Raw genomic sequence first — 21,626 nt, 5'->3', positions numbered from 1 at the left:
TGATTTTTCAGGCTGGTCATGACCATCACGTAGAAGGGGATCAGGACAATCGCAGTGAAGAAGATGTAGCCAAATCCCGTGAAGAACCGGATGACGGCGGCCTCGAATTCATGGCGTGTCAGGGAGCCGGCTGGTAAATCATCGAGGATTTTGTTGGTCGACCAACCAAAGGCCACGGCGAGGCTGACCGCCCCAAACGCGGCAGCGACGGTTGAGGCTTCTTCGCCGATCACCAGTGGCCCGATGCCGACAAGTGTGGCGACGGCCAAAGCAACTGCAGCCGCAGCATCTCCGACCAGTCCGCCGATCCGGTGCCCAACCACAAAGCCAATAGTTCCGCCCCACAGAATCGACAGTAGGATATGGGGCCGGAAGGGATCACCGGTGGCGAAACTCATGGCGATGGCGACGGTTGTGGACAGAACGACCATCCAAAGCGCACCAAGGAGGGGGCTGGTGATGAAGTTATACCGAAGCGCGCTCATGTTACAGACCCTCCTCACGGCTGACGTATTTCAGGAAGAAGAGCGAGAAGGTGAGAAGGCAGCCGAAGATTACAACGGCCACAGCGGCTCCTGCCCCGATGTTACTCACCGCAAAGGCCTGTTCGTAAACGTTTACCGTCAAAGTCCGCGTGCCAGCATTGCCGCCCGTAAGCAGGAAGATGTCGTCGAACTTGTTGAAGGTCCAAATGAAGCGCAGCAGGAACAGGACGCTGAGGATGCCCAACAGTTGCGGCACGCTGAGCGACCAGAATTGCTGGAACGGCGATGCTCCGTCCATATCGGCGGCCTCATACATGTCGCTGTCGATGCTCTGCATCCGTGCGAGGATGAACAAGAACGACAGCGGGAAGTAACGCCAGATTTCAAACACGGTGACCATGATCAACGCCAGCGGGCGTTCCCCAAAGAAATTGATAGCTCGCGGCGTGACACCCATCTGCACCAGCAGCATATTGGCCGAGCCCGAAAACGGATCGAACAGGATCAACCACGCGAAAGCCACGGCGATGACGGGGGCCACGTACGGGAATAGGTAGAGACCCCTAAGAATGCCCTGTCCCCGAAAGGATTTGTTGAGCAGTAGTGCTGCAAAGAGCCCCACCAGCAGCGCGCCAATGGTGCCGAAGACAGTATAAAAGAGCGTGACCCAAAGGACCTCCACGAACTCTTCGCCGTTGAAGACGCGGGCGAAGTTGTCGAGGGTGAAGGTCGAACTGGTCAGGATGTTGGACGAGTCTCCGGTGGTGGTAGCATCGCTGTCCTGCGGTCGAAGGCCGTTGTCCAGATAGGCCTGTTCGACCACAACGGGGATTGTCAGAGTTTGACGGGTGCCGGGCTCCCAATCGCCCAAGTCACAGAACAGTGCGCGCCCGTCGAGGGTGCAGCGATCGTCCAGCTCGACCACAGTCAAGCCTTCGGGGATCACGTCCGAAAATGTCACCCCGCCAATCATTTGTTCCTGTGACGAATTACGTAGACGGTAGCGAATATTGGCTTCATCGCCCACTGCCTCATCGTCACCGCGAATATCTTCGCGCAACACCACTTCGGGTGCACGCAGGTCGGCCAGTTGCACCGGCTTGAAGGAAATCCAGAAGATGGCAAGCAATGGCAGCACAACGACCAGTGCCACGGCCGAGATCGTCGGAAAGAGCAGTCCCCACGCCAGCCGTGCCTCATGTTTGGCAAGCGGGCCGATGCCGGTGGGTGGTGTCATATCGGTCATGTCGCAATCCCGGATGAGTAAGAGGACCCTAGTCCCGAGCTGTTACCCGGAACCTCGACCAGTGTTGTCGTAGAGGAGGCCCCGGGCTAGAGCCCGGGGCGCAAAGGGTAGTTACTGAACGTTCGCGATTGCGGTGTTCAGTTCAGCCACGGTTGCGGCAGCGTCACGCTCGCCGTCGATGTACTCACGTACCAGACGGTTGATGACCTGGCTGTTGATGATCTTGGATGCTGCGGACAGCTGACCATCGGCCACGCCCCAACGCTGGGCCACATCAAGACCGCCAACGATCTCTTCAATCATGGAGGCTTCGTACAGATCACCAAGTGGTGCCTTGCGGTCCACGCCTACGTCCAGCGTTGCCCACAGATCCGCATATTCGGTCGGATTGTCAGCGGTGCCGCGACGGACGGGGAACTTGCCCTCAGGTGCAATGGCAAGGGTGGAGCCATAGCCGTCAGACATGGAGAACTGAACGAACTCCATTGCTGCGTCGGTGGACGCATCCGACGTGATGCCGAAGTAACGAACATCACCCCAAGCGGCGCCATCGGGGTTGGACGGACCTGCAAAGTTGGTCACAACACCGGTGGCCGCGGCCAGATCGCGGGTCATCGGATCATCGTTGATGGTGGGCGGAGCGCTGTCGCGCAGACCGGCCAGTTCATCAAGAATGAACGGGGACCAGATGATCATCGCGGCGTTGCCCGAGAAGTAGAGCGTCCGGGACTGATCCCAATACAGATCACCCGGAGGGGATGCTTCTGCGATGGCTTTGTAGAATTCCAGCACTTCGATCGTGGCGGCCTCATCCAGCGCCTGAACCCCATCGGGGCCAACTGGCGAGACACCATTGGCGAGGAACACATGCTCCAGAACCTGGCTCATGAAGTTTTCGTCGATCTTGGTGGCAGCAACGAAGCCGTACATTTCTGGCGGGTTGTGCAGGGCGTCAACAGCGGCCAACACATTGGCGTAGCTGTTTGGTGGCTTAAGGCCGTTCTCTTCGAACAGATCGGCACGGTAGACTAGCATCTGGGTCCAGCCGTCCACAGGAACAGATGCATAACCGCCGTCTACAGCCGCCATATTCAAAGCACCGGGGGCAAACGTGTCAGCACCTAGCATTTCAACCACGTCGGAGGCCGCGTCGGTGTCTAGGATGCCTGCTTCGGCCCAGGGCGCTGCGTACTGCAACGTGTGGTAGATCACGTCTGGCAGATCGCCTGCAGCGAAAGCGGCCGTAGCGCGTGTGCCCAAATCGTTTTCGGACACGGGGATAACTTCGACCGTGTGGCCGGTGGCAGCGGCGAACTCTTCCGCCATGGCCTGCTGACGGGCCAGACGCGCTGGCTGTTCTTCGGTCGTCCAGAAGCGCAGGTCATCGGCCTGCACGCCTGTGGCGGCGAGAAGCAGCGCAAGTGCTGTTCCGTTTCTGATCATCATGAGTGACTTCATGGTTTCCTCCCTTTGAAGTTCGTGTTTGATGAAGTGGTGGGGCCGGCGGGTGCCGGACCGGTGGATGCGCGGCAAATAAAGGTTGCCGCGGTCGTTTCGCGCAGGTTTTCAACAGGTTCACCCCGCACCCTGCGAATAAGCAATGATGAGAGCCGCTCGCCCGCCAAGCGACTGTCTACGGCAAATGTCGTCAGTGGAGGCTGGGCGTTGGCCGCGTCGTGCGTACCGTCATAGGCGATAATCGAGACATCTTTTGCGACAGTCAGCCCCCGTTCTGCCAGCGCCCCGTAAGCTCCAAGGGCTGCATTGTCCACGGCGCACACGATCGCGGTCGGCGGCTCGGCGTGGTCCAGAAACGACCCTGCGGCGACCTGGCCTTCGCTGCGCGTCACGGCGTTGTCGCGCATCAGGTCGGGGTCAACTATCAGGCCAGAATCATCCATGCCCGCAAGAAAGCCTTGCAGCCGCAATGTGGCGTAAGTGTAGATTGTTTTGCCATTAATGAACCCAATGCGCCGATGGCCGAGGTCTGCAAGGTGGCGGACCGCATCGCGCATCGCATCCTCGCCGCGCACATCGTACCATGCGCAACCGGTCGGGTCTTCCTGTCGTCCGTACAAGACGAAGGGCACTTTCTCAGCGAGAAGGACTTTGGCCCGAGGGTCATTCACCATGGCACGCGGCAGGATGAACCCATCCGCTTTTCCGTCCTGCGCCAGTGACCGGAATGTATCGATCAATATGTCGTGCGTGTCGGCTGAGGCCACCGTCACCGTATAGCCCTCCTGGCTGGCACCTGCAGATAGACCAGCGAGGAATTCGGCGAGAAACGGGCGGTGCGCGTCGTGGTCCGATAGTTGCAGCACCAGACCTAAAGACCGCGTCCGCCCCGTCTTGACTGCCTGTGCGTAGCTCAAGGGTTGGTAGTTCAACTCAGCGGCCATCTTCTTGACCCGCCGCTGCGTGCCTTCCGCGATGTCCGTGTAGCCATTGAGCGCTCGCGACACGGTCGATTTTGTCAGACCAAGGGCATCGGCCATGTCACTGATTGTGACACGGGGGCCATTGTTTTTTCTCGACACTGATGTCGCAGCGTTGGTCATTCAGAAGTCTCCCTGCGACTCAGGCTGATTAGCGAAACCGGTTTCGGCAAGAGGTTTATTTGGATTTTTTTTTCGAGATCCTTCTAAAGTCATTTAATCGTCTACTGGGGTTTCGACACTGCGGCTGCAGCATCAATCGCTTTGGTGACCGCAACCGGACCAGTGTTTTATGGAGATACTGAAAGGCTCACACTTTGCTGCGCTGCAGAGGATTCTGCCGTGTCCAGCAGACGCTGCAGCAGCGCGCCACGACGGAAATCAGGCACGGCCGGACGACCGTTTCGGATTGCGTCCACAAAGGAAACGTACGTTGTTGGCACGTCAGGCGTGGCCACATCGACCCATAGTGCGCCCTCAAGATTCGCTTCGATGCAGGCGCGCAATGAGGCGCCTTCGGGCGTCCACGTCACTTCGAGCCAACCTTTGGTGCCGTGAAGGCAGCAGGACCAATGTCGTGTCTGCGTCCAGCGCTTGAGCCTCCCCATCTGAACTGGTCCACCGCAATGTTTAGGAAATGGAGGACCGAGAATGGCAAACAAGCGACCGAAGCCGGAAGAGATAGTATCGAAGTTACGGCAAGTGGAGGTTTTGATGGGGCAAGGTATGTCCCGCCTGGATGCGATCAGACAGATCGGAGTTGTTGAACAAACCTATTACCGCTGGCGCAAACAGTATGATGGAATGGGTATAGATCAATTGAAGGAACTGAATCGGCTCCAAAAGATCGTATCTCTGCATGAGGTGCTTTGCGGCCAATGGACTCCGCGCGCAAACGCTTTACGACCTTCCAGATATCATCTTTAAGATTCTTGTACTAAAGGTGCGTAAGTCGAAGCCAGCCACTGCCAGTAGGCGTCTGCGTTGGAGAAGCCTTGGGCTATGGCTGCATGGAAGTGCAGAATGCGAAAGGTCCCAAGTCGTACAAAACAGGACGCCAAAAAACATCTTGGGGACCCTAATGCGATCAATCCACGCTCGCCGCCCAGCTAATAGCTGCTGATTGTAAAATCCTGAATCACAGTGTGGTGGGCCCGCCACACGTCCCTCGAAAACGATCGGTCGATAGTTGGACGATTTGCTTGACGAGATTAATGTGTAGCGGTGTTTTTTTAGGAGTTCCGAAATGTTGAAAACGACAAAATGCTCAATGTCGGCCTTGCTAATTTTGGGTGCAACGCTGTCGTCCATTCAACACGCGAGCGCCGAAGGGCTTGAGATCGGAGGCTACGTTGTTCTTGAGAGTTATGATCAGAGGGACAATTTTGGTGATTATTTCGAGAACGAGGTGAACTTGGTGGGCACGCTTGGGTACCGCAGCGGCGACTGGTACGTCGGTATCGGCCAGCAGTACCAGGCTTTTTTTTATGACGATGGCGATATCGACGACGACAGGTACGACCATTTCGTGATGGTCGGCTACGGGGCCTACCTCCTTAGCTACGGTGAAATCCAAGGGGCGGGGAACTTATTCAACGAAGAATACTTCGGCATGTCGGACGCTACCGGTCAATCTGATGAGACGATCCGCGTCGATTACGGTTCCGATTCTGGTCCTGTTCGGCACGTAGCCCTGTCGTACGACATCGACGATGATGACACGGAAATTGGGTTGTCGTTGGACTTCAGCGAAACTCTGGTTGGTCTGGGTCTGGAGCTTGACAGCAGCGGCTACGACCTCGGTCTGATCGTTTCGCAGCCGATCGGGGATTACACAGTCCACGGTGTTTATCACTACAATGAATACGGCGGTGACAGTGACCTCGGCTTCACCGCGTTCCGTGAATTCGGCCCCGTGGAAGTCGGCCTTCACATCGAGTTCGAGCCGGGAGAAAGCGGCCACGATCTCGTGGAAGCCCTTGGCGTGGTTGCCTACTACGACACGCCGATCGGTCTGCTGAACGCTCAGTTTCGCCGTGAATATGACGGTGATTATACTGTTTTTGAAACCGGCATCGTCATTCCTATCGGCACGCCCGCCCCTTACTACGCCGAGCGTAGCACCGAACGAGAACAGGTCCGTCGCTTCGGCTACTAGTTCCCCCAGAGTGCGACTAAACCTAGGGGCATTGAGCGGCCTGATCTGACTGGGGCAAGTTGATTATTAGTGCATGATTGGTCTCTGATCCATGGTTATGATGGCTTCACGAGCTGGAGGGCGGTAGCCCAATGCACTGTGTGGTCTCTTTGTGTTGTAGTGTTTTCTCCAATCTTCGATGATGATCTGTGCTTCCCGTAGGCTGTAGAATATCTGTCCGTTGAGAAGTTCGTCTCTGAACCTGCCATTGAAGCTCTCGCAGTAACCGTTTTCCCAAGGACTTCCTGGTTCGATGTAGGCCGTCTTGGCTCCAACAGCAGCAATTCAGTCCCTTACGACTTGAGCGATGAACTCAGGGCCATTGTCTGATCGAATGAACGCTGGAGAGCCACGCAAGATAAACAGATCGGTTAGAGCATCGATCACGTTCGTAGAGTTCAGCTTCCGGTCGACCTTGATGGCCAGACATTCCCGACTGAACTCATCGAGGATGTTCAACGTTCGAAAGACTTTCCCGTCATCGGTCCGACAATGAACGAAGTCATAACTCCAGACATGGTTGCGGTACTCGGGACGCAACCGAACGCACTATTCGATTAACCAGCTTCATAATCGGCGGGTCGCCATGGTAAATGAATATGTGGATTAAACAAAAAAGCCGAAATGGTATATACCAGTTTCAGAGTAAAATCTTTGTTGAATCGACACGCTATGGCCGTTGGATACATAGTTCAGAGAGCCTGAGCAACCTGACCCCCGCCGACGTCTACTTCGAACGGGACAAAGCCATTCTGAAGCATTGGATCAGGTGAGCCAGTCTTCAAACTAAGTGATTTCATGCCATGACTGATATGGACAATCCTCTTCACCCAGCCAACGCACATATCCAGCGATGCCCTAGATGTCAGTCGCCCTAGAACACTGTCGTCGTCCACGGGCATGAGCAGTGTGCAGTCTGTAAGTCCAACATCTTTGAGTGCTGTTCAGGTGATACGTGCCAGACAGACCACAACTTGAGTGTTAGGTATAAGCGTGGCTAACTCACAGCCATGAAACACATCCATGCTCTCTTCATCTGCCTGATGGCCTTAGCCTCACCCACCTTGGCTGAAACTGACCCCGTGCCATACGAGGAGTTTTTGGCAGAGAATGATATCTCACTCACAGCATCTGAGGTTCTTGAGAGCTACAGAATTAACGGATGCGAAGAGACCGAAGGCGTCAGCGGGGATAACAGGTATCAGGTGGTGTAACCGCCCATTTCAAGCCCCCATCAGCGACCATCAGTTCCGTTTAGGTGGGCGAACCTAGGTCGGCATCGACATTGCGCCCAGCAGGGCACCTCAGCGGTTTAAAGGGCTTGCTGAGGCTACATTACGGTTTTGCGTCAGCTGCTGACTGTTCGAGGTTGTACTCAATATCAGACAGGCGTCTTTCCCAATCGCTCAACTGACGCTCCCACTGGTTCAAGTCTGCTTCACGTTGGTTGAGGCGTTGTTCCCAGTCAGCCAATTCTGCTCCACGATACTCCAGCTCAAGTTCCCAGCTATCATCCTCAATATCGTCGCCCATGCGCATCGAAAGAACTCGAATAGAGGGATTGTCTTGCGAGCCGCAAGCCTCAATCTCAACTGTGTATTGACTACCGACGAGAACCTGAGCAGGCATGTCGCCCATTCCATAAGCATTCAGGTAGGCTCTTATGGCCTGACCGTATGTAGCTCTGGCCTCACGGTTCACCATGATTGAATCAGACTTATCATTCGGGTCAAGCCGCCCTTGTTGGTTTACGTAGAAGCGATCTTGCTGGAACACAGCATAGGCATCCCCCAATGGAGAACCCGATGAGTTGAACGTGTCTTCGTAAGAGAAGTCTTGATACACTTCTGTGTAAACACAACTTTGCGCTTGGCTAATGGAAGACGTTGCAAAGATTGTTATTATTGCTCTTAGCGTTGGAAGATACATGATTCATTCCTCTTACGTAGCGTAGCAATTAGCTTCTCTTGTTGTAGTGTCCAGTTTTTGACCCTTAGCCTGAGCAACTACGGTAAGGACTTAGGCCTTCATGACGGTAGGGTTCCTGCGATCACTTGATGTTTCCGCACTGTTTCGTCATCGTTTTGATACGTTTTCAACCCACATCATCCCAGAGGCCACAGGCATGAAACGTATTGCAACAGCCCTAGCCACCGCACTGTCGTTAGCCTTTACGCCATTGGCGGCAAAGGACTACCAGAAGGGCTTGGATGCTTACGCTGCTGGTGACTATGCTAGGGCCCTTCAAGAGTGGACGCCCTTAGCTGAGGCTGGGAATGTGGATGCACAATACAATCTTGGATACATGTACGAGGCGGGCCAAGGAGGCCTTCAAGACGATGCTGAAGCTGTCAGGTGGTACCGATTAGCTTCTGACCAAGGAAATGCTAGGGCGCAAACCAATCTTGGATCCACCAAAGGCAAAAACCGGGGCGGCGGTGCCGGGATCCGTCCTACCTGAAGCATTTTCACGGGCAGTGCGTCCGAACTCAGAATAGGTCAGCACGGTTACATCCTGCCAAAGCCCGCCTGCGGGGTGGCGTGCCAATCTGGTGTCCAGCACGACGCGCGCAGGCCGCGCTAAAGGTATTGGCCTGTTTCGGCGTCGTCTTTGATGATCAGCACGTTCATAATCAGACTATTTGATCGTCCCCAAAACGCAATGTGCCGAGGCCTGAAAGACCTCGGCACGAAACTAGTTGGTTCGTCAAACGCCTATTGCAGCGCTTGGTCCGTGATCATCGTTATGTAGGCACCCTCAGGTTCCATCGAAATCACAGGATCAGAGCCACCGGCCAGAAGTGTGGCGACTGTGCGCTCATAGGCGGCAACGTCCAATGCGCCAGAACCGCCAGCAGTGAGCTTGGCGATCTCGCCCATCATGCGGGCTTGTGCTGCTTCGGATTGCGCACCGGTTTCATCGTTTTCTATGATAATTTCTGCGGCTTCGTCCACGTTTTCCTCGGCATAGCGCCAGCCGCGCATCGAGGCGCGTACGAAGCGGACCATCTTGTCCACGAAGACGGGGTCTTCGAGGTTCTCTTCAAGGGCGTAGATGCCGTCTTCGAGGGTTGCGACGCCTTGTTCTTCATATTTGAAGGTCACCAACTCATCCGGGTCGACGCCTGCATCAAGGACCTGACCGTATTCATTGTATGTCATGGTTGAAATGCAGTCTGCCTCGCGGTTCAAAAGTGGGTCAACGTTGAAGCCCTGCTTTAGAACCGTCACACCGTCTTCGCCGCCCTCTGTCGGAATGCCGACTTGGGACATCCAGCTGAGGAACGGATATTCATTTCCAAAGAACCAAACGCCAATGGTTTTCCCGCGGAAGTCCTCGACGGATTCAATGCCGGTGTCTTTCCAGCAGGTCAGCATCAGACCAGACGATGTGAATGGCTGCGCGATGTTGACGACAGGCAAGCCTTTTTCTCGGGCGGCCAGAGCGCTCGGCATCCAGTTGAGCATGACATCTGCGCCACCACCGGCCAGAACTTGCGGCGGTGCAATATCGGGGCCACCTGGCAGAATGGTAACATTCAGGCCTTCTTCTTCGTAGAACCCTTTGTCGAGTGCCACATAGTAGCCTGCGAATTGTGCTTGCGTGACCCACTGCAATTGCAACGTGACGTCATTGGCGTGGCCGCCGGCGTAGGCAGCCGTGCTGGACATGCCAGCAGCAAGAGCGGCGATTGTAAGATAGTTCTTCATTATGACCTCCAGTGTCAGGTTTCATCTGCTTTGGTTGTCCAAAGTCTTATTGTTATGCTCGTTGCGACGGATGCCAAAAGGTCATCCGTTTTTCCAAAAGCGTCACCAGTCCGTAGACCGACGATCCAACGATGGCCGCGACAACAATCTCCGCCCAGACCATATCAAGGGCAAGTTGGCCGACAGATGTTGAGATCCGGAACCCCATTCCAACGGTCGGGGAGCCGAAAAATTCAGCAACGATGGCGCCGATTAAGGCAAGTGTTGTGGCAATTTTCAAGCCGTTGAAGATAAAGGGCAGGGCAGCAGGCAGGCGCAGTTTCAGCAATGTGGGCCAGTATGCGGCACCGTAGGTGCGCATCAGATCGCGCTGCATGGCGCTTGTATCCTTTAAGCCTGCGACGGTGTTCACAAGGATCGGGAAGAACACCATGACGCCGACAACGGCCGCTTTACTTTCCCAATCACTGCCCAGCCATTTGACGAAAATTGGCGCTGTCCCGACGATAGGCAAGGCTGCCATGAAAGATCCTACAGGTAGAATGCCATGTGTCAGGAAGGGGCTTCGATCAGAAAGGAGAGCAACGGCGAAGGCCGCAAGCATTCCGGCGATGTATCCAGTCAGGGCGCCTTTCAATACGGTTTGTTGAAAGTCCGCCCAAAGCAGTGGGATTGAAGAAACAAAGCGCAGCGCGATGGCGGATGGTGGAGGCAAGATCACAGGGCTAACGCCCAACATCGTCACCAACACTTCCCACATGGCAATAATTGTAAGGCCAAAAATGACTGGAATGGCGAAACTGACGGCGCGGGTGTCCGAACGTGCTCCATTGGCAAGGTTTGTATTGATCCACCAGCCAGCAGCCCAGATCAGGATTGCTAGTCCATATGCCATCACAATGCCCCCATTCCCATGCGCCGCAGGGTCCGGCGCTCCATCCAGCCAAGGATACCAACGAGAATGGCTGCCGTGATTGCAGCGACAAACAGCGCTGACCACGTAACAAGTGGCTGACCATACTGATCTCCAACCAACATGCGTGCCCCAAAGCCTGCCCGAGCGCCCGTAGGTAGTTCACCAACGATGGCCCCAACCAGTGCCGCGGAGATCCCGATTTTGAGGGATGTAAACAGATAGGGAATGGATGCGGGCAGGCGCAGTTTCCAGAACCCCTGAGAGGAACTGGCGTTGTAGGTGCGCAGCAAATCAAGTTGCATCGCATCCGGTGACCGCAATCCTTTTACCATGCCAACCACGACCGGAAAGAACGAAAGATAGGCCGAGATGACCGATTTTGGCAGCAGGCCTTGGACGCCGATTGATCCCAGCATCACAATCACCATCGGTGCCAAAGCAAGGATTGGGATCGTCTGGCTGGCGATCGCCCACGGCATAACCGATTTGTCCATAGTGCGGTTATAGACAATTCCAACTGCCAAAAGGATGCCACCCAAGGTCCCGATCACAAACCCCAACAAGGTCGCTGAGAGAGTGACCCACCCATGGTGCACAATGCTGCGTCGGGACGTGAAGATCGCGATACAATCTTCGTGAATGGGCATGGCCCAACCGTTATCGTCACCCCCTAAATCAAAGGGGAGTGGCAAAACGATCTTATCACGCTCAACATCCGTGATCCCGCAGCCTTCGAAATGGGCACCACTTTCAGTCCACATCTGCGCAGCCACTTGATGGGGCGACGGTAGGCTGGGGCGTTCGAGGTTATAGGCCACCCCCCAAATCGCGGGGTTCTTTAGGGCAAGGCCGAAGCCTGACAGCTCTTTGCGTTCCGCTGGTGTTTCGGGCGTGACGACGACGTCCTGACGGGCAGCTGCATCCGCGGTGAGGTGAATATTCATTGGCACAACAGCCGAGACCCAAAGGGCGAGGATCGTCAGCACGACCGCTAAAGGTGGAAGAACGGCCCTCATGCGTGCCACTCCATCCGAATTTCATCAATCCCATCGTCGCCGGGCCAGGGCTCGCCCGTTCGAACAAAGCCTTGAGCGTAATAGAAATTATGAGCGTTAAGATTACTGCGATGCCTATTGAACCGCAGGTAATTTCGCCCAGCTTTGGCATGATCCAAAAGGGCGCGGCGCAAACCCCTTCGCGGCGTGGCCACGTAGAACCCCCAGATATGCGCCTCGGATGGGTCCATCGACAGATACCCTTCAACGAGGTTGCCGATCACATAGGCCTCGCGTTTAGGCAGGCCCTCGCGAAATATAGGCACCAATTCGTTGTAGGTGATCCTGCGCAGCATCCATTCTGTCCGCTCGATCCACGCGTTGATGGTTGTCGCGCGGGCTTCAACGTCATCAGAGGCGGCGCGGCGGATCAGGTCAGTCATCCACATGCCCCGCGCGCAACCCGTCCCGGACGCGATGAGCAATATCAATGAACTCCGCACTGTCGCGAATATCGAGCGGTCGTTCCTTGGGCAGCGTGCTGTCGATCACATCGGTGATACGGCCCGGACGGGGCGACATAACGACGATCTTGGTAGAGAGATACACCGCCTCTGGGATCGAATGTGTCACGAACCCTATGGTCTTTTCTGTGCGCGCCCAAAGCTGCAAAAGCTGTTCGTTCAGGTGATCACGCACGATTTCATCCAGTGCGCCAAAGGGTTCATCCATCAACAGAATGTCCGCATCAAATGCCAAAGCGCGTGCAATACTGGCCCGTTGCTGCATCCCGCCAGACAGCTGCCACGGGAATTTCCTTTCAAACCCAGCAAGATCGACAAGATCAAGGACGCTGGCCACACGCTTGGTCTGCTCTGCCTTTGAGAATCCCATGATTTCAAGGGGAAGCCGAATATTCCCGCCGATCGTGCGCCATGGATAGAGCCCCGCCGCCTGAAATACATAGCCATACGCGCGTGCGCGCCTGGCTTCATCCGGTGTCATGCCATTGACACTTAGGGTGCCGCCTGTCGGGGTCTCAAGCCCCGCGATGCACCGCAGGAACGTGGTCTTACCACAGCCAGAGGGCCCGATGAATGACACGAAATCTCCCTTGTCGATGTTCAGATCAACATCATGCAACGCGTGCACAGGGCCGTCGTTCGTCTCAAAAGTCAGGTTGAGCTTTTGGGCGGAAATCACACTCATGCTGCGTCTGCTTTCTTCCATCTTGTGACCATTTTCTTGGTAGCTAAAAACAGGCCGCCATTGCCGGATCGCAAGCGATCACCGCTCATGAAATTTTCCAGCCTATCCAAATCGCGAAAAAGCGTGGTTTTCCCATAGCCGTGCGCCACGTCCTCACCCAAGGCCTCATTGTCGATCAGGTGGGACAAAAAGCGATACACATTGAGGATGTAGCGCGCACGGCCTTTATCGTCGTCGGTCATGTCCGAGAAATCCTGCGCATGACGGCCCTCTCCAAAAAGTAGGAACATGCATTGCGGAATTGTTCACCCTGTAGCGTATCGTGGACCGCAGAGATGCTTTCACGCGGGAAACGGCGTTTATCTTTGCGGTCTGATTGCGCCTGAATAGCGGTTTGGCGCCAAACGAAGTGGGTGGTTGCGATAATAACCAGCGCCGCCGCGATGGTGGCAACATGATAAAGCAATTCAGGGAGTTCGAGCCAGGGCGGCATAGTCAGTGATCAGACCCCCGTCGCCGGAATGCCCGTCCGTTCGACAGGTCGGGGCGCTGTAAGGTCTTTCCATGTGCTGAGAGCTTGGTTGGTCACGCTATTCCCTGGGCGCTTAACGAATTTGCCGTAGCCTTCTTGGGTGCGGATGTCTCCGTCGTGCACGGCCACATGACCACGTGACAATGTGAAACGCGGCAGGCCTTTGACCGTCTGACCCTCAAACACGTTGTAATCGATGGCCGATTGTTGGCTGCTGGCCGCAATCGTCTTTTCCTTGGCTGGGTCCCAGACCACGAGATCAGCGTCAGCGCCCACAAGAACTGCGCCCTTCTTCGGATAGCAGTTTAGAATTTTTGCTATGTTGGTTGATGTCACCGCCACGAATTCATTCGGTGTCAGGCGGCCAGTTTCAACGCCGTGGGTCCAAAGCATTGGCATCCGGTCCTCAAGTCCGCCAGTGCCATTGGGGATCTTGGTAAAGTCACCAATGCCTGTCCGCTTCTGTTCTGTCGTAAAGGCGCAATGATCAGTTGCAACAACTGACAGGCTGCCACTTTGCAGGCCGGCCCATAGGCTGTCCTGATGCTGCTTGTTGCGGAACGGGGGCGACATGACGCGCCGCGCGGCGTGATCCCAGTCACTGTTGAAATATTCGGATTCATCAAGCGTCAGATGCTGGATCAACGGCTCCCCCCAAACGCGTTTTCCTTGCTGCCGTGCACGTCGGATTGCTTCGTGTGACTCCTCACAAGAGGTGTGCACGACATAAAGTGGAACACCCGCCATATCGGCAATCATGATCGCGCGGTTAGTGGCCTCCCCTTCTACTTGAGGCGGGCGGGAATAGGCATGGGCTTCGGGCCCTGTGTTGCCCTCGGCCAATAGTTTGGAGCTTAGTTCGGCCACCACATCGCCATTCTCGGCATGGACCATGGCGATGCCGCCCAATTCGGACAAACGGTTAAAACTGCTGAACAATTCGTCATCGTTCACCATTAAAGCGCCCTTGTAGGCGAGGAAATGTTTGAACGTGTTGATCCCGCGCTCTTCAATGACGGTTTTCATATCGTCAAAAACTTGCTCTCCCCACCACGTGACCGCCATGTGGAACGAGTAATCGCAGTTTGCGCGGGTTGATTTGTTGTCCCAGCGTTTGATCGCATCGAGCAGGCTTTCACCTTGGTTGGGTAGCGCAAAATCCACAACCATCGTCGTGCCGCCAGCGAGGGCCGCGCGCGTCCCGCTTTCAAAGTTATCCGAAGAGTAGGTTCCCATAAATGGCATCTCGAGGTGCGTGTGCGGATCAATCCCACCCGGCATGACATAGCACCCGGTCGCATCAAGCTCCTCATCACCTTTCAGGTTCGGGCCAATCTCGGTGATCATGCCGTTCTCGATTAACACATCTCCCTTATAGGTCAGATCATGGGTCACGATTGTACCGTTCTTGATGACTTTGGTCATGTCAGGCTCCTTTACTCATCTGACCCGCTAAACTCTGGGGAAGCGTCTTGGCGACGGGGGCTGCCCCCTAGCATCTTCACCCAACAATCTCCGCCGTTTCCAGCACGGCGTGCATCAGCACATCCGTACCTGCCGTGGCCCATTCTTGGCTGATCTCTTCGGCTTCGTGGTGGGACAATCCATCCACGCATGGGCACATAACCATGGCGGTTGGGAAAAGGTCGTTGATCCAGCATGCATCGTGGCCGGCGCCGGAGACGATGTCCATGTGGCTGTAACCGAGGCGTTCGGCGGCGTCGCGGATGGCACTCACGCAACTTTCGTCAAAGGCAGGAGGATTGAATTGGCCGACGATATGGGCCTCGAATGTTACGCCGATGTCGTCGCACACCTTCGGGGCGCGGGACATCAACTCGTCCACCATCGCGTTCAGCTTGTCCAGAAGGTGCGAGCGCATATCGACTGTGAACACAACCTTGCCAGGGATCACGTTGCGCGAGTTTGGGTATACGTCGATATGGCCGATGGCACCGACCGCGTTCGGCTGGTTCGTCATCGCGATCTCATGGACCAGCTCTGTCACCAACGCCAAACCGCGACCAGCGTTCTCGCGCATGTGCATCGGGGTTGAACCGGTATGACTTTCTTTGCCGCTTACAGTGCATTCGATCCAGCGCAGCCCTTGGCCATGGGTGACGACGCCAATGTCTTTGCCCTCGGCCTCCAAAATCGGGCCCTGTTCGATGTGAAGCTCAAAAAAGGCATGCATCTTGCGCGCGCCCACTTTTTCATCCCCCTTCCAACCAATCCGTTCTAACTCATCGCCAAAGCGTTTGCCATCGGCATCCACGCGGTCATTGGCCCAGTCCAACGTATGCTTGCCCGCGAAAACACCTGACGCCAGCATAGCGGGCGCATAACGTGTTCCTTCTTCATTGGTCCAATTGGTCACCACGATCGGGTGCTTGGTCTTGATATCGAGGTCATTCATTGTGCGGATGATCTCAAGCCCGCCGAGCACGCCCAAGACGCCGTCGTATTTACCACCAGTCGGCTGTGTATCAAGGTGGCTGCCCACATAAACAGGCAAAGCGTCAGGGTCAGTACCTTCACGCCGCGCAAACATATTACCGATTTCATCGACGCCCATAGTGCAACCCGCAGCCTCGCACCATTGCTGGAACAGGTGGCGGCCTTCGCTGTCTTCATCTGTTAGTGTTTGGCGGTTGTTGCCACCTGCCACACCGGGGCCGATCTTGGCCATCTCCATCAGGCTGTCCCACAGCCGCGCACCATCAATGCGAAGATTTTTCCCTGCTGCTGGCATTGCGATCTCCCGATGGCTGTTGGCGATAATTTGACCAACTGGTCAAAGGTAGGCTAACAGAGGTCTATGAGCAGTCAAGGATTTTGCTTAACGCTTAGGCAACTTACCATTAAAGTACGTATCAAACTTGTGCGATTTGCCTAGTTCGTAATCAAGAGGCAGACTCGACGAAGTGGCAAAGTCAGATACACGCATCCAAAAAAAGAACCAGGCAGCAATTATGGATGCTGGACTGGCTATATTTTCTCAGTTTGGTTTTCGGGGATCGACCCTTGATCAGGTGGCTGAAGCCGCAGGGCTATCCAAGCCAAATCTGTTGTACTATTTCCGGTCGAAGGAAGCGATCTATACTGCTCTATTGGCGAACCTGTTAGAGGATTGGCTAGAGCCACTAGAGGCTCTTGATCCTGATGGTGATCCGGTTCAAGAAATCACCAGCTATGCTTTGCGTAAGTTGGACATGTCGCAAAATTTCCCACGTGAAAGCAGGCTGTTTGCCAATGAGATTATACAAGGCGCACCTCGCATTCATGAGGTCCTGAGAGGCGAACTCAAAGACCTTGTGGACAAAAAGGCAAAAGTTATTTCAGCTTGGGTCGGCCAAGGGCGGATCAAGCCCGTTGATCCTTATCACTTGGTCTTCACGATCTGGTCGTTGACTCAGCATTATGCGGATTTTGAAGTGCAGGTTACGGCAGTCTTGGGCGATATTGACCCGTTCGAAGGCGCACGACATCATCTGAGCGCGCTTCTGCGCGGTCTGCTTGTGCCTTAACAATTGCGTAACCCACCAATTAAGAAAGAGTCGATTTTTTCTGGCACCACGTTCATTTGGGGGGCTCGGGTGTCGAGGCATTTCGTTTATCGAGGGACGTGAGGATATTTCACTCGAAGAACACAGGAGTGTATATAACTTCTAGTTTCATTCTGCCCCCGCTTTTAGGTGAACTGCACCCGCCCTCGCAAAACCGGCTTCCAGCAGAGAATTCGGAAAACCCTAGGCCGTCTGAGGCCCCCCGATCCTCGACGCCTGAGCCGTCCTCCAATGCGCCTTTCGAGCAGAGCCAATACCAACCGGCACAGGAAACTAGTCCTGCGCCGTCTTCTGCAGCCGAGCAGAATTCGTCAACAGCTACGCTTAGCCAACGGGCCACGGTGTCTAACGCTGAGGCTGAGTCTGTCGCGAGCGCGCAGTTGGCGGGCGTGGAAGTGAACCAAACAGAGGACAACACAAGACATCAGGCCGAAGCCGCACGGCATGCCTATCTGCAGCAGGCCCCAATTGATCGGGTTGCGTCGTCGGGCGATGCCACGACGCTGGCCTTGTTTTAGGTAGAGGGTGGGTCTGGCGATCAGACCAGCGAGCCGTCGAACCTCAATGTGGCGGAGCCTGCAACTCGCAGTGATTCCTTCGAGCGCAGTGAGCGCACCGACATTCGAGTCTTATGAGCAGCTTACATAAAAATGGGCCGATGTGCGAACATCGGCCCAGTATTCTCTCAGGTAAGAAGGTACTTCATTCTGCGGCTTGTGCCATTGGATTGTTTGGGTGGGTCGTCCAGTTCGCATAGTCTTTTTCGACGACCTTTCCGGTGCGTGGGTCGATTATTCCGGGTTCGAGCTGCACCATCGTGATACAATCCTCGACCGGACAGACATCAACGCACAGATTACAGGCGACGCATTCCTCATCGATGACTTCAAACACTCGGTCAGCTGACATGGAAATCGCTTGGTGTGAGGTGTCTTCGCAGGCTGCATAGCAGCGACCGCAGGAAATACAGGCGTCCTGATCTATCTTGGCTTTGGCGATGTAGTTCAGGTTCAGGAACTGCCAATCGGTCGTGTTGAGGACCGCTGCGCCTTTGAAATCTTCGATGCTGGTGTGACCCTTTTCATCCATCCATTGGGACAAGCCAGAGATCATTTCTTGAACGATCTTGAACCCATAGGTCATGGCCGCCGTGCAGACCTGCACATTGCCACAGCCCAGCGTGATATATTCAGCCGCATCGCGCCAGGTGGTGATCCCCCCGATCCCGCTGATGGGTAGGCCATTGGTTTCGGGATTGCGTGCGATCTCAGACACCATCGACATGGCGATGGGTTTCACTGCTGGTCCGCAGTAACCGCCATGGGTGCCTTTGCCATCAATGCTGGGCTCGGGCGACATAGTGTCGAGGTTCACGCTAGTGATCGAGTTGATGGTGTTGATCAGGCTCACCGCGTCTGCTCCTCCCGCTTTGGCCGCAGCCGCAGGTTTGCGAATATCGGTGATGTTGGGCGTTAGTTTTACGATGACGGGCTTGCTGTAATATTGTTTGCACCAGCGGGTCACCATTTCGATGTATTCAGGCACTTGGCCTACGGCGGCGCCCATGCCGCGTTCGGACATACCATGCGGGCAGCCAAAGTTCAGTTCGATCCCATCTGCGCCTGTGTCTTCGACTAAGGGCAGAATATCCTTCCACGCTTGTTCCTCGCACGGAACCATGATGCTTACGATAATCGCGCGGTCGGGGTAATCTGCCTTCACGCGTTTGATTTCTTCAAGGTTGGTATAAAGATCGCGGTCGGTGATGAGTTCGATATTATTAATCCCGAGCACCCGCCGATCGGCCCCGTAAATCACGCCGTAACGGGGGCCGTTCACATTGACGACGGGCGGGCCTTCGCTGCCCAAGGTTTTCCAAACGACACCACCCCATCCGGCCTCGAATGCGCGGCGGACGTTATATTCCTTGTCTGTTGGCGGGGCAGAGGCCAGCCAGAACGGGTTTGGAGATTTGATGCCCAGAAAGTCTGTGGTCAGATTGGCCATATCATTTGCCTCCCATCAATGTTGTATGAATATCCATCGCGGCGTCACGCCCTTCGGCTACGGCGGTAACTGTCAAATCATCGCCCCCCGCCGCACAGTCACCACCCGCCCAGACACCCGCGCGGCTGGTCTTGCCCCCATCCCTGACGGCGATCTTGCGACCATCAAGTTTTAAGCCAGCATCTTCGCTAAGGGTTTGGCCAATGGCGCGGAACACTTGATCCGCGGGTAGCCGCAGGCTTTCGCCAGTGCCAACCAATTTGCCGCCCTTGGTCGAAGTGTATTCCAGTTCAACTTCGGTGGCAGCCTCATTGCCATGCACTGCCTTTGGCATGACGTTGAACAAGAGTTTAACGCCGTGAGACGCCGCCAAATCCTGTTCATACCGACTCGCGCCCATCTCATCACGGCTGCGGCGATAGACAATGGTCACATTATCGGCCCCCAGCAACTTGGACTGCACGGCGGCATCGACCGCCGTCATCCCGCCGCCGATCACAACGACGTTGCGACCAACGGGAAGGGAGGACAGATCGCCCACCTGGCGGAGCGTTTCGATAAAGGAGACGGCATCTTCGACACCGGACTTATCGTCACCAGGTGTGGACAGCGCATTTACGCCGCCAAGGCCGACGGCCAGGAACACGGCCGGAAAACAACCCACCAGATCATCGATGTTGAGTTCGGCCCCTAGGGCCATTCCATTTTTGATTTCTATCCCGCCAATCGAGCACAGCCATTCAACCTCGCGCGCGGCAAAGTCGTCCGTTGATTTATAGGCCGCGATACCATATTCATTGAGGCCGCCCGCTTTGGCGTGCGCATCATAGACCGTCACATCATGGCCAAGCATCGCCAAACGGTGCGCACAGGCCAAACCGGCCGGACCGGCCCCAACAACAGCTACCTTGTGGCCAGTGGGGGCAGCGCGCCCATAAGGCATCACCCCACTTTCCATCACGGTGTCGGTGGCAAAGCGTTGCAATCGCCCAATTTCGACAGGCTTGCCTTCGGCCAATTCACGAACGCAAGCCTGTTCGCACAGATCTTCGGTCGGGCAGACACGGGCGCACATGCCGCCAAGAATATTCTGGTCAAAGATGGTCCTGGCTGCGGCCTCTGGTGTGCCTGTTGCGATTTGTCGAATGAAGAGTGGGATGTCGATGTCCGTCGGACAGGCCGTGATACAAGGGGCATCATGGCAGAAGTAGCATCGGTCTGCGGCGACGGCGGCCTCATGGGCATCCAACGGCGCGTGCAGATCCGCAAAGTTTTCGGCCAAGTCTTCTGCGCTGATGCGCTTGGCGGCAATTCCGGGGGTATGTGGCGTGTTCATGGCTGCTCCCGCGATTGTTTTTTAAATGATTAGGTTATCCTGACACAAAAAAATTTTTTATCAAACGGTAAAATTTCGAACCTATTCCTTGACGCTTTGGCTGGACCGCCTGGGAGGATCGCTTAAGATGGCTGCCATTCGTCCAAGATATTCCCAAAGGATCCCGACCCATGCCCACCTACGCCATTGTCCAAGTTGATGTGAAAGATGCTGATGAATACGGCAAATACGCCGCGCTCGCCGGACCTGCGGTGACCAAGTACGGTGGCGAGTTTTTGGCCCGCGGGGGCGCTGTTGAGGTCATGGAAGGTACATCACGCGACCGCTGTGTGATCATCTGCTTCCCCGATATGGAGACCGCGAAGTCTTTTTATCATGGGCCAGAATACCAAGAAGCCTTATCCTATGCGCTGCCCGTGTCTGAGCGTGACTATAAATTCGTTGAAGGCGTTTGAGCTGTGAAGGTTAACGGCACGCCATATCGATCGCTCTGGTGGGATGCTGAAAAAGATGCGTTTCAGATCATTGATCAACGCTGGCTGCCACATGAGTTTCGGATTCAATGCGTAGATGGGGCTGAGGCCCACACAGAGAGAACTACACCAGTCGATACGTGTTATCACCTCTGACGCCACAGCCCCTGCATACTGCCCTCTGGCGCACCTCATGAGTGGTTGTTTCATCACTGGTTGCTAGGGTCAGATCAGCAATCTTGTAGTTAAACTTATGGCCGCAAGCACTGCACGTAAGCTCCATGCGTTTATCAGGTACAGCCGATAGCTTTGTGTTCATGGGGCAAGCTTAAGACGTCACAATGAAGTATGCTTGTGCCAGTAGGCCATCATTTAGTTGGACGCTTTGGGCCATTTTGTGGCTCTCTCCACCCAAGGGCCAATACAACAAACACTAGTGCAAACACACCGCAGCCAACCAATAATACACCACTCTGTTCAAGCTCAAATATTACATAGGATATACCTACCGATAG

At 55.2% G+C, this 21,626-nt stretch carries 22 protein-coding genes and 4 pseudogenes; 8 read left to right on the top strand and 18 right to left on the bottom strand.

Features of this window, described 5'->3' with window-relative positions; genetic code table 11:
- The 5 genes and pseudogenes from ACTF5F_RS13140 to ACTF5F_RS13120 all read right to left on the bottom strand — a co-directional run.
- A pseudogene (locus ACTF5F_RS13140) lies at window positions 1–485 on the bottom strand (carbohydrate ABC transporter permease); the annotation flags it as partial.
- 1 nt (window position 486) lies between these two features.
- Complete coding sequence (locus ACTF5F_RS13135; RefSeq protein ID WP_438957323.1) at window positions 487–1,731, bottom strand: carbohydrate ABC transporter permease; 1,245 nt, start codon at window positions 1,729–1,731, stop codon at window positions 487–489.
- Window positions 1,732–1,842: 111 nt separating this feature from the next.
- Complete coding sequence (locus ACTF5F_RS13130; protein ID WP_438957322.1) at window positions 1,843–3,189, bottom strand: ABC transporter substrate-binding protein; 1,347 nt, start codon at window positions 3,187–3,189, stop codon at window positions 1,843–1,845.
- Complete coding sequence (locus tag ACTF5F_RS13125; protein WP_438957321.1) at window positions 3,186–4,292, bottom strand: LacI family DNA-binding transcriptional regulator; 1,107 nt, start codon at window positions 4,290–4,292, stop codon at window positions 3,186–3,188. Before ACTF5F_RS13125 ends, ACTF5F_RS13130 begins: the two co-directional genes overlap by 4 nt.
- A gap of 167 nt (window positions 4,293–4,459) precedes the next feature.
- Window positions 4,460–4,777 carry a hypothetical protein gene (locus tag ACTF5F_RS13120; RefSeq protein WP_438957320.1) on the bottom strand — a complete coding sequence of 106 codons (318 nt, stop codon included), beginning with the start codon at window positions 4,775–4,777 and terminating at the stop codon, window positions 4,460–4,462.
- A gap of 43 nt (window positions 4,778–4,820) precedes the next feature.
- On the opposite strand from ACTF5F_RS13120, the pseudogene ACTF5F_RS13115 reads away from it, so the two are divergent.
- Both ACTF5F_RS13115 and ACTF5F_RS13110 read left to right on the top strand, forming a co-directional pair.
- Window positions 4,821–5,015, top strand: a pseudogene (locus tag ACTF5F_RS13115) (transposase); the annotation flags it as partial.
- 400 nt (window positions 5,016–5,415) lie between these two features.
- Window positions 5,416–6,327 carry a hypothetical protein gene (locus ACTF5F_RS13110; protein ID WP_438957319.1) on the top strand — a complete coding sequence of 304 codons (912 nt, stop codon included), beginning with the start codon at window positions 5,416–5,418 and terminating at the stop codon, window positions 6,325–6,327.
- Window positions 6,328–6,393: 66 nt separating this feature from the next.
- Here the strand turns inward: ACTF5F_RS13110 and ACTF5F_RS13105 are convergent.
- Window positions 6,394–6,915, bottom strand: a pseudogene (locus ACTF5F_RS13105) (IS3 family transposase); the annotation flags it as partial.
- 461 nt (window positions 6,916–7,376) lie between these two features.
- On the opposite strand from ACTF5F_RS13105, the gene ACTF5F_RS13100 reads away from it, so the two are divergent.
- Window positions 7,377–7,580, top strand: a complete 204-nt coding sequence (locus ACTF5F_RS13100; protein WP_438957318.1) for a hypothetical protein — start codon at window positions 7,377–7,379, stop codon at window positions 7,578–7,580.
- 121 nt (window positions 7,581–7,701) lie between these two features.
- On the opposite strand, the gene ACTF5F_RS13095 is transcribed toward ACTF5F_RS13100, so the two are convergent.
- Window positions 7,702–8,295, bottom strand: coding sequence for a hypothetical protein (locus tag ACTF5F_RS13095; protein ID WP_438957317.1), 594 nt, complete (start codon window positions 8,293–8,295; stop codon window positions 7,702–7,704).
- A gap of 100 nt (window positions 8,296–8,395) precedes the next feature.
- Between ACTF5F_RS13095 and ACTF5F_RS13090 the strand changes: the two genes are divergently transcribed.
- Window positions 8,396–8,827: a tetratricopeptide repeat protein gene (locus ACTF5F_RS13090; RefSeq protein WP_438957316.1), complete on the top strand. Its 432-nt coding sequence runs from the start codon at window positions 8,396–8,398 to the stop codon at window positions 8,825–8,827.
- On the opposite strand, the gene ACTF5F_RS13085 is transcribed toward ACTF5F_RS13090, so the two are convergent.
- The 9 genes from ACTF5F_RS13085 to ACTF5F_RS13045 form a co-directional block, all read right to left on the bottom strand.
- Window positions 8,732–8,929 carry a DUF1501 domain-containing protein gene (locus ACTF5F_RS13085; protein ID WP_438957315.1) on the bottom strand — a complete coding sequence of 66 codons (198 nt, stop codon included), beginning with the start codon at window positions 8,927–8,929 and terminating at the stop codon, window positions 8,732–8,734. The genes ACTF5F_RS13090 and ACTF5F_RS13085 overlap by 96 nt on opposite strands.
- A gap of 152 nt (window positions 8,930–9,081) precedes the next feature.
- Window positions 9,082–10,077 carry an ABC transporter substrate-binding protein gene (locus ACTF5F_RS13080; RefSeq protein WP_438957314.1) on the bottom strand — a complete coding sequence of 332 codons (996 nt, stop codon included), beginning with the start codon at window positions 10,075–10,077 and terminating at the stop codon, window positions 9,082–9,084.
- A gap of 52 nt (window positions 10,078–10,129) precedes the next feature.
- Entirely contained in the window at window positions 10,130–10,972 is an 843-nt protein-coding gene (locus ACTF5F_RS13075; RefSeq protein WP_438957313.1) for an ABC transporter permease, read from the bottom strand.
- Window positions 10,972–12,009, bottom strand: a complete 1,038-nt coding sequence (locus ACTF5F_RS13070) for an ABC transporter permease (protein ID WP_438957312.1) — start codon at window positions 12,007–12,009, stop codon at window positions 10,972–10,974. Before ACTF5F_RS13070 ends, ACTF5F_RS13075 begins: the two co-directional genes overlap by 1 nt.
- Window positions 12,006–12,431, bottom strand: coding sequence for a GNAT family N-acetyltransferase (locus ACTF5F_RS13065; protein ID WP_438957311.1), 426 nt, complete (start codon window positions 12,429–12,431; stop codon window positions 12,006–12,008). The genes ACTF5F_RS13070 and ACTF5F_RS13065 overlap by 4 nt, the downstream gene beginning before the upstream one ends.
- Window positions 12,424–13,197 (bottom strand): ABC transporter ATP-binding protein, encoded by a 774-nt coding sequence (locus ACTF5F_RS13060; protein WP_438957310.1) that lies wholly within the window; start codon window positions 13,195–13,197, stop codon window positions 12,424–12,426. Before ACTF5F_RS13060 ends, ACTF5F_RS13065 begins: the two co-directional genes overlap by 8 nt.
- Window positions 13,194–13,439, bottom strand: coding sequence for a DUF4760 domain-containing protein (locus ACTF5F_RS13055; protein ID WP_438957309.1), 246 nt, complete (start codon window positions 13,437–13,439; stop codon window positions 13,194–13,196). The genes ACTF5F_RS13060 and ACTF5F_RS13055 overlap by 4 nt, the downstream gene beginning before the upstream one ends.
- A 260-nt stretch (window positions 13,440–13,699) precedes the next feature.
- Complete coding sequence (hydA, locus tag ACTF5F_RS13050; RefSeq protein WP_438957308.1) at window positions 13,700–15,154, bottom strand: dihydropyrimidinase; 1,455 nt, start codon at window positions 15,152–15,154, stop codon at window positions 13,700–13,702.
- 76 nt (window positions 15,155–15,230) lie between these two features.
- Window positions 15,231–16,481: a Zn-dependent hydrolase gene (locus ACTF5F_RS13045; RefSeq protein WP_438957307.1), complete on the bottom strand. Its 1,251-nt coding sequence runs from the start codon at window positions 16,479–16,481 to the stop codon at window positions 15,231–15,233.
- A gap of 220 nt (window positions 16,482–16,701) precedes the next feature.
- Between ACTF5F_RS13045 and ACTF5F_RS13040 the strand changes: the two genes are divergently transcribed.
- Window positions 16,702–17,256, top strand: coding sequence for a TetR family transcriptional regulator C-terminal domain-containing protein (locus ACTF5F_RS13040; protein ID WP_438957306.1), 555 nt, complete (start codon window positions 16,702–16,704; stop codon window positions 17,254–17,256).
- A 380-nt stretch (window positions 17,257–17,636) separates the two neighbouring features.
- Window positions 17,637–17,813 (top strand): hypothetical protein, encoded by a 177-nt coding sequence (locus tag ACTF5F_RS13035; RefSeq protein WP_438957305.1) that lies wholly within the window; start codon window positions 17,637–17,639, stop codon window positions 17,811–17,813.
- A 184-nt stretch (window positions 17,814–17,997) separates the two neighbouring features.
- Here ACTF5F_RS13035 and preA read toward each other — a convergent pair whose 3' ends face one another.
- Window positions 17,998–19,302: an NAD-dependent dihydropyrimidine dehydrogenase subunit PreA gene (preA, locus tag ACTF5F_RS13030; protein WP_438957304.1), complete on the bottom strand. Its 1,305-nt coding sequence runs from the start codon at window positions 19,300–19,302 to the stop codon at window positions 17,998–18,000.
- Window position 19,303: 1 nt separating this feature from the next.
- Window positions 19,304–20,638 carry an NAD(P)-dependent oxidoreductase gene (locus tag ACTF5F_RS13025; RefSeq protein WP_438957303.1) on the bottom strand — a complete coding sequence of 445 codons (1,335 nt, stop codon included), beginning with the start codon at window positions 20,636–20,638 and terminating at the stop codon, window positions 19,304–19,306.
- Between the two features lie 170 nt (window positions 20,639–20,808).
- On the opposite strand from ACTF5F_RS13025, the gene ACTF5F_RS13020 reads away from it, so the two are divergent.
- On the top strand, window positions 20,809–21,093 hold the full coding sequence (locus tag ACTF5F_RS13020) for a DUF1330 domain-containing protein (RefSeq protein WP_438957302.1): 285 nt from the start codon (window positions 20,809–20,811) through the stop codon (window positions 21,091–21,093).
- Between the two features lie 3 nt (window positions 21,094–21,096).
- A pseudogene (locus ACTF5F_RS13015) lies at window positions 21,097–21,210 on the top strand (S-methyl-5-thioribose-1-phosphate isomerase); the annotation flags it as partial.
- Between the last annotated feature and the right edge of the window lie 416 nt (window positions 21,211–21,626).

Source organism: Cognatiyoonia sp. (genome assembly GCF_965661665.1).
GTDB lineage: Bacteria > Pseudomonadota > Alphaproteobacteria > Rhodobacterales > Rhodobacteraceae > Cognatiyoonia.
This window is presented reverse-complemented; position numbering and strand designations above follow the sequence as displayed.